We start from the raw sequence: 13,060 nt of genomic DNA, 5'->3' as shown, positions 1-13,060 counted from the left end.
CCCGCCCACCCCCTACCGAACAAACACACCCGCACTGTGCGCCAGGTCAAGGAAGTACTGCGGCGCGACACCCAGCACGAGCGTCACCGCGACACCCACCCCGATCGTGGCCATCGTCAGCGGCGAAGGCACCGCGACCGTCGGCCCGTCCGCCTTCGGCTCGCTGAAGAACATCAGCACGATCACCCGGATGTAGAAGAACGCGGCGACCGCCGAGGACACGACACCGACCACGACCAGCGCCCCCGCGCCCCCCTCCGCCGCCGCCTTGAACACGGCGAACTTCCCGGAGAAACCGGACGTCAGCGGGATGCCCGCGAAGGCGAGCAGGAAGACCGCGAAGACCGCCGCGACCAGCGGCGAACGGCGGCCGAGCCCGGCCCACTTGGACAGGTGCGTCGCCTCGCCGCCCGCGTCCCGCACCAGCGTGACCACGGCGAACGCGCCGATCGTCACGAAGGAGTACGCCGCCAGGTAGAACAGCACCGACGAGATGCCGTCCGCGTTGGTGGCGATGACACCGGCCAGGATGAACCCGGCGTGCGCGATCGAGGAGTACGCCAGCAGGCGCTTGATGTCGGTCTGGGTGATGGCGACGACCGCGCCGCCCAGCATCGTGATGATCGCGACGCCCCACATGACCGGCCGCCAGTCCCAGCTCATGCCGGGCAGCACCACGTACAGCAGGCGGAGCAGCGCCCCGAAGGCCGCGACCTTGGTGGCCGCAGCCATGAAGCCGGTCACCGGGGTGGGCGCGCCCTGGTAGACGTCCGGCGTCCACATGTGGAACGGCACCGCGCCGACCTTGAACAGCAGGCCCATCAGGAGCATCGCGCCGCCGATGAGCAGCAGCGCGTCGTTGCCCATGGTCCCGGCGAGCGCGGGGTCCACGTTCTGGACCGAGCCGCTGACCACGTCGGCGATCGTGGCGTACGAGACGGAGCCCGCGTAGCCGTACAGGAGCGCGATGCCGAAGAGCAGGAAGGCCGAGGAGAACGCGCCGAGCAGGAAGTACTTGACCGCCGCTTCCTGTGACATGAGCCGCTTGCGGCGGGCCAGGGCGCACAGCAGGTAGAGCGGGAGGGAGAAGACCTCAAGCGCCACGAACAGGGTCAGCAGGTCGTTCGCCGCCGGGAAGACCAGCATGCCGGAGACCGCGAACAGGGCCAGCGGGAAGACCTCGGTCGTGGTGAACCCGGCCTTGACCGCGGCCTTCTCGCTGTCGCTGCCCGGCACCGAGGCGGCCTGCGCGGCGAAGGAGTCCACCTTGTTGCCGTGCGCCACCGGGTCCAGGCGGCGCTCGGCGAAGGTGAAGACCGCCACGATGGAGGCCAGCAGAATGGTGCCCTGGAGGAAGAGCGCGGGGCCGTCGACCGCGACGGCGCCCATGGCGGCGATGTGCGCCTTGGTCGTGCCGTAGCCGCCGGCCGCGAGGCCGACCACCGCGGCGAAGGCGGCGCCGAGCGCGACCACCGACAGGAACACCTGCACGTAGTAGCGGCTGCGGCGCGGGACGAAGGCTTCGACGAGGACGCCGAGGAGCGCCGCGCCCACGACGATCAGGGTGGGCGCGAGCTGCGCGTACTCGATGTGCGGCGCGGGGATCTTGTCGAGCTTCCCCTCCGCCGCCGTGGTCCACAGGCTGTGGACAGCTGATGGGCTCACTTGGCCGCCTCCACCACCGGGTTGGGGTCCTTCTTCTGTACGTCCGACATGGTGTGGCCCACCGCCGGGTTGACGATGTTCGTCAGCGGCTTCGGGTAGACCCCGAGGAAGATCAGCAGGGCGATCAGCGGGGCCACCACGAGCAGTTCGCGGACCTTGAGGTCGGGCATGCCCTGGATCTCGGCCTTGACCGGTCCGGTCATCGTCCGCTGGTAGAGGACGAGGACGTAGAGCGCGGCCAGGACGATGCCGAGGGTCGCGACCACGCCCGCCGCCGGGTAGCGGCTGAACGTGCCGACCAGGACCAGGAATTCACTGACGAAGGGCGCGAGCCCCGGCAGCGAGAGGGTGGCGAGGCCGCCGATCAGGAACGTGCCGGCCAGCACGGGGGCGACCTTCTGCACCCCGCCGTAGTCCGAGATGAGCCGGGAGCCGCGGCGCGAGATCAGGAAGCCGGCGACCAGCATGAGCGCGGCGGTCGAGATGCCGTGGTTGACCATGTAGAGCGTCGCGCCGGACTGGCCCTGGGTGGTCATCGCGAAGATGCCCATGATGATGAAGCCGAAGTGCGAGATCGACGCGTACGCCACCAGGCGTTTGATATCGCGCTGGCCGACCGCGAGCAGCGCCCCGTAGATGATGCTGATCACGGCGAGCACCACGATCACCGGTGTGGCCCACTTGCTGGCCTCCGGGAAGAGCTGGAGGCAGAAGCGCAGCATCGCGAAGGTGCCGACCTTGTCGACGACCGCGGTGATGAGCACGGCGACCGGCGCGGTCGCCTCGCCCATCGCGTTGGGCAGCCAGGTGTGCAGCGGCCACAGCGGGGCCTTCACCGCGAAGGCGAAGAAGAAGCCGAGGAACAGCAGCCGCTCGGTGTTGGTCGCCATGTGGAGCGAGCCGCTCGCGCGGGCCGCGGCGATCTCGTTCAGCGAGAACGAGCCCGCCACCACGTAGAGACCGATGACGGCGGCCAGCATGATGAGGCCGCCGACCAGGTTGTAGAGGAGGAACTTGACGGCCGCGTACGAGCGTTGGGTGGCCGCCGCCTCGTCGCCCTGTGCGTGCGCACGGTCGCCGAAGCCGCCGATGAGGAAGTACATCGGGATGAGCATGGCTTCGAACAGGATGTAGAAGAGGAAGACGTCGGTGGCCTCGAAGGAGAGCACCACCATCGCCTCGACGGCGAGGATCAGGGCGAAGAAGCCCTGCGTCGGCCGCCAGCGGCTGCTGTGGGTCTCCAGGGGGTCGGCGTCGTGCCAGCCCGCCGCGATGATGAAGGGGATGAGCAGCGCGGTGAGCCCGATGAGGGCCACCCCGATGCCGTCCACGCCCAGTTCGTAGCGGACGCCGAAGTCCTTGATCCAGGCGTGCGACTCGGTCAACTGGTAGCGGGAGCCGCCCGGTTCGAACCGTACGAGCTGGATCGCGGCGAGCACCAGGGTGCCCACCGAGACCAGCAGGGCCAGCCACTTGGCGGCGGTGCGCCGGGCCGCCGGGACGGCCGCGGTCGCGACGGCGCCGAGCGCCGGGAGGGCGGCCGTAGCGGTGAGGAGGGGGAAGGACATCGCGTTACACCGCCCTCATCAGCAGAGTCGCGGCGATGATCACCACAGCACCTCCGAACATCGAGACCGCGTAGCTGCGGGCGAAGCCGTTCTGCAGCTTGCGCAGCCGGCCGGAGAGCCCGCCGACCGAGGCGGCGGTTCCATTGACGACTCCGTCGACCAGGCTGTGGTCGAGGTAGACGAGCGAGCGGGTCAGGTGCTCGCCGCCGCGGACCAGGACCACGTGGTTGAAGTCGTCCTGGAGCAGGTCGCGGCGGGCGGCCCGGGTGAGCAGGGAGCCGCGCGGGGCGACCACCGGGACGGGCTTGCGGCCGTACTGGGCGACCGCGAGGCCCACGCCGATCAGCAGGCAGACGATGGTGGCGGCGGTGACCGTCCACTGGCCGACCGGCGAATCGCCGTGGTCGAACGAGGTGATGGGTTCGAGCCACTTCACGAACCGGTCGCCGATGCCGAAGACGCCGCCCGCGAAGACCGAGCCGAAGGCGAGGACGATCATGGGGATCGTCATGGACTTCGGGGACTCGTGCGGGTGCGGCTCGTCGTGGGCGCCCCGGGTCTCGGCGGCGGGCTCCACGCCCGGCCGGTCCGGCGAAGGGGTCTTCGCGTGCTTCCAGCGCTCCTCGCCGAAGAAGGTCAGGATCATCACGCGCGTCATGTAGAACGCGGTGATCGCGGCGCCGAGCAGGGTGACCGCGCCAAGGATCCAGCCCTCGGCGCCGCCCTTCGCGAACGCCGCCTCGATGATCTTGTCCTTGGAGAAGAAGCCGGACAGTCCGGGGAAGCCGATGATCGCGAGGTAGCCGAGGCCGAAGGTGACGAAGGTGACCGGCATGTACGTGCGCAGGCCGCCGTACTTCCGCATGTCGACCTCGTCGTTCATGCCGTGCATGACCGAGCCCGCGCCGAGGAACAGCCCGGCCTTGAAGAAGCCGTGCGTCACCAGGTGCATGATCGCGAAGGCGTAGCCGATCGGGCCGAGGCCGGTGGCCAGGATCATGTAGCCGATCTGCGACATCGTCGAGCCGGCCAGCGCCTTCTTGATGTCGTCCTTCGCGCAACCGACGATCGCACCGAACAGGAGCGTGACCGCGCCCACGACGACCACCGCCGTCTGCACGTCCGGCACCGCGTTGAAGATCGCGCCGGAGCGGGTGATCAGGTAGACGCCCGCGGTCACCATGGTCGCCGCGTGGATCAGGGCCGAGACCGGGGTCGGGCCCTCCATCGCATCGCCGAGCCAGGACTGCAGCGGCACCTGTGCCGACTTGCCGCACGCGGCGAGCAGCAGCATCAGGCCGATGGCGGTGTCGCGGCCCGAGCTCGCCCCGCCCGCCTCGCCGAGCACGGTGGAGAAGGCGAACGAGCCGAAGGTCGTGAACATCACCATGATGGCGATCGACAGGCCCATGTCGCCGACCCGGTTGACCAGGAAGGCCTTCTTGGCGGCGGTCGCCGCGCTGGGCTTGTGCTGCCAGAAGCCGATGAGCAGGTAGGACGCGAGGCCCACGCCTTCCCAACCGACGTACAGCAGAAGGTAGTTGTCGGCGAGGACCAGGAGCAGCATCGCCGCGAGGAACAGGTTCAGGTAGGCGAAGAAGCGGCGGCGGTTCTCGTCGTGCTCCATGTAGCCGATCGAGTAGATGTGGATCAGCGTGCCCACACCGGTGATCAGCAGGACGAAGGTCATCGACAGCTGGTCGAGGTGGAAGCCGACGTCGGCCTGGAAGCCGGCGACCGGAACCCAGCTGAACAGGTGCTGGGTCACCGTGCGGCCGTCGGCCGAGCGGCCCAGCATGTCGACGAAGAGCACCGCGCCCAGGACGAAGGACGCGGCCGCGAGCAGCGTGCCCAGCCAGTGGCCGATCCCGTCCAGTCTCCGTCCGCCGCACAGCAGTACGGCCGCTCCGAGCAGGGGCGCCGCGATGAGCAGGGCGATGAGGTTGTCTGTGTTTCCCACGGTTCTAGCGACCCCTTACAGCTTCATCAGGCTGGCGTCGTCGACCGAGGCCGAGTGGCGGGAACGGAAGAGCGACACGATGATCGCGAGCCCGACCACGACCTCCGCGGCGGCGACGACCATCGTGAAGAACGCGATGATCTGGCCGTCGAGATTGCCGTGCAGCCGGGAGAAGCAGACGAACGCGAGGTTGCAGGCGTTGAGCATCAGCTCGACGCACATGAAGACCACGATCGCGTTCCGCCTGATGAGCACTCCGGCGGCGCCGATGGTGAACAACAGGGCCGACAGATAGAGGTAGTTGACCGGATTCACTTGACCGCCTCCTCGTCCCGGCCGAGCCGCTCCTCGGAGCGCTGCTCCAGGGCCTTGAGGTCGGCGAGCGCCTCGTCGGACACGTCACGGATCTGGCCGCGGCCGCGGAGCGTCTGGTTGACGGTGAGCTCCGAGGGGGTGCCGTCGGGGAGCAGGCCCGCGATGTCCACCGCGTTGTGCCGGGCGTAGACGCCGGGGGCGGGCAGCGGGGGCAGGTGCTTGCCGCGTACGCGCTCCTCGGACATCTCCCGCTGGGTCTTGGCGCGCTCGGTGCGCTCCCGGTGGGTGAGCACCATCGCGCCGACCGCCGAGGTGATCAGCAGGGCGCCGGTGATCTCGAAGGCGAAGACGTACTTGGTGAAGATGAGGGTGGCGAGACCCTCGACGTTGCCGTTGGCGTTGGCCTGGCCGAGGCCGGTGAAGGTCTTCAGCGAGGCGTTGCCGATGCCCGCGACGAGGAGCACCCCGAAGCCGAGCCCGCAGGCCGCGGCCCACCAGCGCTGGCCCTTGATGGTCTCCTTCAGCGAGTCGGCGGCCGTGACGCCCACCAGCATGACGACGAAGAGGAACAGCATCATGATCGCGCCGGTGTAGACGACGATCTGGACGACGCCCAGGAAGTACGCCCCGTTGGCGAGGTAGAAGACCGCGAGGATGATCATGGTCCCGGCCAGGCACAGCGCGCTGTGCACGGCCTTCTTCATGAGGATGGTGCACAGCGCGCCGATCACGGCGACCGTGCCGAGCACCCAGAACTGGAAGGCCTCGCCCGTGGAGGTGTGCGAGGTGGCCGCCGCGGCCAGCACCGCGCTCATGCGCCCACCACCTTCCGGGACGCGGGCTCGTCCTCACCGAAGGTGGAGGCGCCCTCCTGGGGCCGCTCCCCCTTGCTGAGCGCCACCTGCCGGACGGTGCCGGGCGCGGCCTCGGTGACCAGGCCCCGGTAGTAGTCCTGCTCGTCCATGCCCGGGTAGATCGCGTGCGGGGTGTCGACCATGGTGTCGTCGAGCCCGGCGAGCAGCTGCTCCTTGGTGTAGATCAGGTTCTCGCGGGAGGAGTCGGCCAGCTCGAACTCGTTGGTCATCGTCAGCGCCCGGGTGGGGCAGGCCTCGATGCACAGGCCGCACAGGATGCAGCGGGCGTAGTTGATCTGGTAGACGCGGCCGTAGCGCTCGCCCGGCGAGTAGCGCTCCTCGTCCGTGTTGTCCGCGCCCTCCACATAGATGGCGTCGGCCGGACAGGCCCAGGCGCACAGCTCGCAGCCGACGCACTTCTCCAGGCCGTCCGGATGCCGGTTGAGCTGGTGGCGGCCGTGGAAGCGCGGCGCGGTGACCTTCTGCTGCTCCGGATACTGCTCGGTCAGCCGCTTCTTGAACATGGCCTTGAAGGTCACGCCGAAGCCGGCCACCGGGTTGAGGAACTTCTCCCCCGACTCTCCGGGCTTCCCCGACTCCCCGGGCTTCGCGGACTTCTCCGACTTCCCGGTCGATGACTCAGACACCGTCGCCCTCCCTTCCCTCTCGGTCACTCTCAGTATCGACGCCACCACTGACAATCAACTCGCGCTCGTGGCGCGGCCGTCGGCGGGGTACGGGCGGAAGGGTCTGTCCGGGCAGCGGCGGCACCGGGAACCCTCCGGCCATCGGGTCGAAGGCGGCGGGCGGCGTCTGCGCCTGCGCGTCCTCCTTCTTGCCGCGGAAGACGTCCGCGACGAAGGAGAGCAGCAGCACGGCGACCACCGCGCCGCCCACGTACAGCACGATCTTCGAGAAGTCGTAGCCGTCGTTGCGCAGCGCCCGGACGGTCGCGACCAGCATCAGCCAGAGCACCGAGACCGGGATGAGGACCTTCCACCCCAGCTTCATCAGCTGGTCGTAGCGGACCCGGGGCAGGGTGCCGCGCAGCCAGATGAAGAAGAAGAGCAGCAGCTGGACCTTGATGACGAACCAGAGCATCGGCCACCAGCCGTGGTTCGCGCCCGCCCAGAAGGTGCTGATGGGCCAGGGGGCCCGCCAGCCGCCGAGGAAGAGGGTGACCGAGACGGCCGAGACGGTGACCATGTTGACGTACTCGGCGAGCATGAACATCGCGAACTTGATGGACGAGTACTCGGTGTTGAAGCCGCCGACCAGGTCGCCCTCGGACTCCGGCATGTCGAACGGCGCCCGGTTGGTCTCGCCGACCATCGTGATGATGTAGATGATGAAGGAGACCGGCAGCAGCACGATGTACCAGCGGTCGCCCTGCGCCTCGACGATCTTCGAGGTCGACATCGACCCCGAGTAGAGGAACACCGAGGCGAACGCCGCGCCCATGGCGATCTCGTACGAGATCATCTGCGCGCACGAGCGGAGACCGCCGAGCAGCGGGTACGTCGAGCCGGACGACCAGCCCGCGAGCACGATGCCGTAGATGCCGACCGAGGCCACCGCCAGGACGTACAGCATGGCGATCGGCAGGTCGGTGAGCTGCATCGTGGTGCGGTGGCCGAAGATCGAGACCTCGTTGCCGGCGGGCCCGAACGGGATCACGGCGATCGCCATGAACGCCGGGATCGCGGCGATGATCGGGGCCAGCACGTAGACGACCTTGTCCGCGCGCTTGACGATGACGTCTTCCTTCAGCATCAGCTTGATGCCGTCGGCGAGCGACTGGAGCATGCCCCAGGGGCCGTGCCGGTTGGGGCCGATGCGCAGCTGCATCCAGGCGACGACCTTGCGCTCCCACACGATGGAGAACAGCACGGTCACCATCAGGAAGGCGAAGCAGAAGACCGCCTTGACGACGACGAGCCACCAGGGGTCGCGGCCGAACAGGGAGAGGTCCTCCGCAGCGAGCGTGATCACGCCTCCACCACCTCCGAGGGGGCTTGCGTAACGGCCGGGCCGATCCGCACGACCTGTCCGGGGACGGCGCCGGTGTCCGCGGTGACGCCGTCGCCGACGGAGTTCAGCGGCAGCCACACCACCCGGTCGGGCATCTCGCTCACCCGGAGCGGGAGTTGGACGTGGCCGGCCGGACCGGCGACGTCGAGCAGGTCGCCGTCCTTGACTCCGGACTCGGCCGCGGTCGCCGCGGAGAGCCGGGCCACGGCGGCGTGCCGGGTGCCCGCCAGCGCCTCGTCGCCCTCCTGGAGCGAGCCCTGGTCGAGCAGCAGCCGGTGCCCGGCGAGCACCGCCTCGCCCGCGGCGGGCCGGGGCAGCGACTGCGCCGACTCCAGGGGCTCGCTCGCGCGCGGCCCGTCCCAGGTGCCGAGCCGCGTCATCTCACGGCGTACGGCCCGGACATCGGGCAGGGCGAAGTGACCGTGTTCCCCAGCGCCTCCGGCGAGGGCCAGGACATCGGCCAGCATGTGCAGCACCCGCGCGTCGGTCGGGGCCAGGGCGCGCGTCATCTGCTCCGGCTTCAGCGCCGCCTCGAACAGGCGCGCCCTGCCTTCCCAGTTGAGGAAGGTGCCGGACTTCTCGACGACGGCGGCGACCGGGAGGACCACGTCCGCGTGGGCGGTGACCTCGGTGGGCCGCAGCTCCAGGCTGACCACGAACGTCTCCGCGAGGGCCTCGCGGGCCCGCGCCGGGTCCGGCAGGTCCGCCGGGTCGACGCCCGCGACGAGCAGCGCGCCCAGTTCGCCGCTGGCCGCGGCCTCGACGATCTGGCCGGTGTCGCGGCCGTAGCGGTGCGGGAGTTCGCGTACGCCCCAGGCCGCGGCGACCTCCTCGCGGGCGCGCGGGTCGGTGGCCGGGCGGCCGCCGGGCAGCAGCGACGGGATCGCGCCCGCCTCCACCGCGCCGCGCTCGCCGGCCCGGCGCGGGATCCACACCAGTTCGGCGCCGGTCGCCGTGGCGGCGCGCACGGCGGCGGTCAGCGCGCCGGGCACGCCCGCGAGCCGCTCGCCGACGACGAGGACGGCGCCCGGGGCGCGCAGGGCCTCGGCCGCCCGCGCGCCGTCCTCGTCCAGGCCGACGCCGCCCGCGAGCGCGTCCAGCCACTCGGTCTCGGTGCCGGGCGCGGCGGGCAGCAGGGTGCCGCCCGCCTTCTCCAGGCCGCGGGTCAGGTGGGTGGCGAGCGAGAAGGTGCGCTGGCCGTGCTTGCGCCAGGCCTTGCGCAGCCTGAGGAAGACGCCGGGTGCCTCCTCCTCGGACTCGAAGCCGACCAGGAGCACGGCCGGGGCCTTCTCCAGGGAGGTGTGGGTGACGCCCCGCCCGTCGAGGTCGCGGCCCCGTCCGGCGACCCGCGCCGCCAGGAAGTCCGCCTCCTCGGCCGAGTGCACCCGGGCCCGGAAGTCGACGTCGTTGGTGTCGAGGGCGATCCGCGCGAACTTGGCGTAGGCGTAGGCGTCCTCGACGGTCAGGCGGCCGCCCGCGAGCACCCCGGCCCGGCCGCGCGCGGCGGACAGCCCGGCGGCGGCCGCCTCCAGCGCCTCGGGCCAGCTCGCCGGTACGAGCTCACCCGTCCCGGCGTCGCGTACCAGCGGCGTGGTCAGCCGGTCCGGCTGCTGCGCGTACCGGAAGGCGAACCGGCCCTTGTCGCAGAGCCACTCCTCATTGACCTCCGGGTCCTCGGCGGCCAGGCGCCGCATGACCTTGCCGCGCCGGTGGTCGGTGCGGGTCGCGCAGCCGCCCGCGCAGTGCTCGCACACCGACGGCGACGACACGAGGTCGAAGGGCCGGGAGCGGAAGCGGTACGCCGCCGAGGTCAGGGCGCCGACCGGGCAGATCTGGATGGTGTTCCCGGAGAAGTACGACTCGAAGGGGTCGCCCTCCCCCGTGCCGACCTGCTGGAGCGCGCCCCGCTCGATCAGCTCGATCATCGGGTCGCCGGCGATCTGGTTGGAGAACCGGGTGCAGCGGGCGCACAGCACACAGCGCTCGCGGTCCAGGAGCACCTGGGTGGAGATCGGCACCGGCTTCTCGTAGGTGCGCTTGCGGCCCTCGAAACGCGAGTCCGTGTCGCCGACCTGCATCGCCTGGTTCTGGAGCGGGCACTCGCCGCCCTTGTCGCAGACCGGGCAGTCCAACGGGTGGTTGATCAGGAGGAGTTCCATCACTCCGCGCTGGGCCTTCTCGGCCACCGGCGAGGAGAGCTGGGACTTGACCACCATGCCGTCGGTGCAGGTGATGGTGCAGGACGCCATCGGCTTGCGCTGGCCCTCGACCTCGACGATGCACTGGCGGCAGGCGCCGGCCGGGTCGAGCAGGGGGTGGTCGCAGAACCGCGGGATCTCGATGCCGAGCTGTTCGGCGGCGCGGATCACCAGGGTGCCCTTGGGGACGCTGATGTCGATGCCGTCGATGGTCAGCGAGACGAGATCCTCCGGCGGCACGGCCGCCTCGCCGCCCCCGGAGGAAGCGCTACTCGTCGTCACAGTCATGCGTTCACCTCCGTGCTGTCGTCCGCCCAGGCCGTGGACCTGGCGGGGTCGAAGGGGCAGCCCTTGCCCGTGATGTGCTGCTCGTACTCGGCGCGGAAGTACTTGAGCGAGGAGAAGATCGGCGAGGCGGCGCCGTCGCCGAGCGCGCAGAACGACTTGCCGTTGATGTTGTCGGCGATGTCGTTCAGCTTGTCGAGGTCGTCCATCGAGCCCTTGCCGGCCTCGATGTCGCGGAGCAACTGGACCAGCCAGTACGTCCCTTCACGGCACGGGGTGCACTTGCCGCAGGACTCGTGGGCGTAGAACTCGGTCCAGCGGGTGACCGCCCGCACCACGCAGGTCGTCTCGTCGAAGCACTGGAGCGCCTTGGTGCCGAGCATCGACCCGGCCGCGCCCACGCCCTCGTAGTCCAGTGGCACGTCGAGGTGCTCGTCGGTGAACATCGGGGTCGAGGAGCCGCCCGGCGTCCAGAACTTGAGCCGGTGGCCGGGCCGCATCCCGCCGCTCATGTCGAGCAGCTGGCGCAGGGTGATGCCGAGCGGCGCCTCGTACTGGCCGGGGCTCGCGACGTGCCCGCTCAGCGAGTACAGCGTGAAGCCCGGGGACTTCTCGCTGCCCATGGATTTGAACCAGTCCTTGCCCCGGTGCAGGATCGCGGGAACCGAGGCGATGGATTCGACGTTGTTCACGACAGTGGGGCACGCGTACAGACCGGCGACCGCGGGGAAGGGGGGGCGCAGCCGGGGCTGGCCGCGCCGGCCTTCGAGCGAGTCCAGGAGTGCGGTCTCCTCGCCGCAGATGTACGCGCCCGCGCCCGCGTGCACGGTGAGTTCGAGGTCCAGACCGCTGCCCAGGACGTCCTTGCCGAGGAAGCCCGCCGCGTACGCCTCCCGCACCGCCTCGTGCAGCCGCCGCAGTACGGGGACGACTTCGCCGCGCAGATAGATGAAGGCGTGCGAGGAGCGGATCGCGTAGCAGGCGATCACGATGCCCTCGATGAGGGAGTGCGGGTTGGCGAACAGGAGCGGGATGTCCTTGCAGGTCCCGGGCTCCGACTCGTCGGCGTTGACCACCAGGTAGTGCGGCTTGCCGTCGCCCTGCGGGATGAACTGCCACTTCATCCCGGTGGGGAAGCCCGCGCCGCCGCGGCCGCGCAGACCGGAGTCCTTGACGTACGCGATGAGGTCGTCCGGCGTCATCGCGAGCGCCTTGCGCAGGCCCTCGTAGCCGTCGTGGCGCCGGTAGGTCTCCAGGGTCCAGGATTCGGGCTGGTCCCAGAAGGCGGAGAGGACGGGTGCCAGGAGCTTCTCGGGGCTGCTCCCGTTCCCGTTTCCCTCGATCTCGGTTGCCAAGGTCATCACTCCCCCTCCTCGTTGACCGGGCCCGCCGGGTGCTCGGGGTCGGACGCCGAGGTCTGCTGCGGTGCGTCGTGGGAGCTCAGGTGCTGGGCGCCCGGCTGGGGTTCGTCGTGCGGTTCCTCGCCGCGCGGGTGCACCACGCGGGCTCCGGGCGTCTCGCCCCTGGCCAACCGCAGGCCGACCAGCGAGGCCGGGCCCGCGCCGCCGGTCGCGGCGACGGCGCCGGGGCGCTCGTCGGGGAAGCCGGCCAGGATGCGCGCGGTCTCCTTGTACGTGCACAGCGGGGCGCCGCGGGTGGGTTCGACCTGGCGGCCCGCGCGCAGGTCGTCGACGAGGCGCTTGGCGCTCTCGGGGGTCTGGTTGTCGAAGAACTCCCAGTTGACCATCACGACGGGCGCGAAGTCGCAGGCGGCGTTGCACTCGATGTGTTCGAGCGTCACCTTGCCGTCGTCGGTGGTCTCGTTGTTGCCGACGCCCAGGTGCCGCTTCAGCTCGTCGAAGATGGCGTCGCCGCCCATGACCGCGCACAGGGTGTTGGTGCACACCCCGACCTGGTAGTCGCCGGACGGCTTGCGGCGGTACATGGAGTAGAAGGTGGCGACGGCGGTGACCTCGGCCGTCGTCAGCTTCAGGAGGTCCGCGCAGAAGGCCATGCCGGTGCGCGTGACGTGGCCCTCCTCCGCCTGGACGAGGTGGAGCAGCGGCAGCAGCGCGGAGCGGCTGTCGGGGTAGCGGGCGACGATCTCCCTGCCGTCCGCCTCGAGCCGGGCGCGCACGTCGGCCGGATAGTCGGGCGCGGGCAGTTGAGGCATGCCCAGTTGGA

10 protein-coding genes are annotated in these 13,060 nt (G+C 70.3%); all 10 read right to left on the bottom strand.

The annotated features are described in order from the left end of the window. Positions 1–12: 12 nt before the first annotated feature. The 10 genes from nuoN to nuoE are packed head-to-tail and all read right to left on the bottom strand — an operon-like array spanning position 13 to position 13,049. Entirely contained in the window at positions 13–1,665 is a 1,653-nt protein-coding gene (nuoN, locus tag AC07F3_RS35655; protein ID WP_479118852.1) for an NADH-quinone oxidoreductase subunit NuoN, read from the bottom strand. Further along, a complete protein-coding gene (locus AC07F3_RS35650) occupies positions 1,662–3,233 on the bottom strand; it encodes an NADH-quinone oxidoreductase subunit M (protein ID WP_479118851.1) in 1,572 nt (523 codons plus the stop codon). Before AC07F3_RS35650 ends, nuoN begins: the two co-directional genes overlap by 4 nt. Positions 3,234–3,237: 4 nt before the next feature. Further along, complete coding sequence (nuoL, locus tag AC07F3_RS35645; RefSeq protein ID WP_479118850.1) at positions 3,238–5,193, bottom strand: NADH-quinone oxidoreductase subunit L; 1,956 nt, start codon at positions 5,191–5,193, stop codon at positions 3,238–3,240. A gap of 15 nt (positions 5,194–5,208) precedes the next feature. Then, complete coding sequence (gene nuoK, locus AC07F3_RS35640; protein WP_114040351.1) at positions 5,209–5,508, bottom strand: NADH-quinone oxidoreductase subunit NuoK; 300 nt, start codon at positions 5,506–5,508, stop codon at positions 5,209–5,211. Then, positions 5,505–6,323: an NADH-quinone oxidoreductase subunit J gene (locus tag AC07F3_RS35635; RefSeq protein ID WP_479118849.1), complete on the bottom strand. Its 819-nt coding sequence runs from the start codon at positions 6,321–6,323 to the stop codon at positions 5,505–5,507. Before AC07F3_RS35635 ends, nuoK begins: the two co-directional genes overlap by 4 nt. Next, on the bottom strand, positions 6,320–7,009 hold the full coding sequence (gene nuoI / locus AC07F3_RS35630; protein WP_479118847.1) for an NADH-quinone oxidoreductase subunit NuoI: 690 nt from the start codon (positions 7,007–7,009) through the stop codon (positions 6,320–6,322). The genes AC07F3_RS35635 and nuoI overlap by 4 nt, the downstream gene beginning before the upstream one ends. Further along, positions 7,002–8,354, bottom strand: coding sequence for an NADH-quinone oxidoreductase subunit NuoH (nuoH, locus tag AC07F3_RS35625; RefSeq protein WP_388982486.1), 1,353 nt, complete (start codon positions 8,352–8,354; stop codon positions 7,002–7,004). The genes nuoI and nuoH overlap by 8 nt, the downstream gene beginning before the upstream one ends. Next, positions 8,351–10,879, bottom strand: coding sequence for an NADH-quinone oxidoreductase subunit G (locus AC07F3_RS35620; protein WP_479118845.1), 2,529 nt, complete (start codon positions 10,877–10,879; stop codon positions 8,351–8,353). Before AC07F3_RS35620 ends, nuoH begins: the two co-directional genes overlap by 4 nt. After that, on the bottom strand, positions 10,876–12,237 hold the full coding sequence (gene nuoF, locus AC07F3_RS35615; RefSeq protein WP_479118844.1) for an NADH-quinone oxidoreductase subunit NuoF: 1,362 nt from the start codon (positions 12,235–12,237) through the stop codon (positions 10,876–10,878). The genes AC07F3_RS35620 and nuoF overlap by 4 nt, the downstream gene beginning before the upstream one ends. After that, positions 12,237–13,049: an NADH-quinone oxidoreductase subunit NuoE gene (gene nuoE / locus AC07F3_RS35610; RefSeq protein ID WP_479118886.1), complete on the bottom strand. Its 813-nt coding sequence runs from the start codon at positions 13,047–13,049 to the stop codon at positions 12,237–12,239. Before nuoE ends, nuoF begins: the two co-directional genes overlap by 1 nt. Positions 13,050–13,060: the final 11 nt, after the last annotated feature.

This window comes from Streptomyces sp. NPDC045846 (assembly GCF_056431605.1).
The sequence above is the reverse complement of the archived record's forward strand: the minus strand, read 5'-3'. Positions and strand labels throughout refer to the sequence as shown.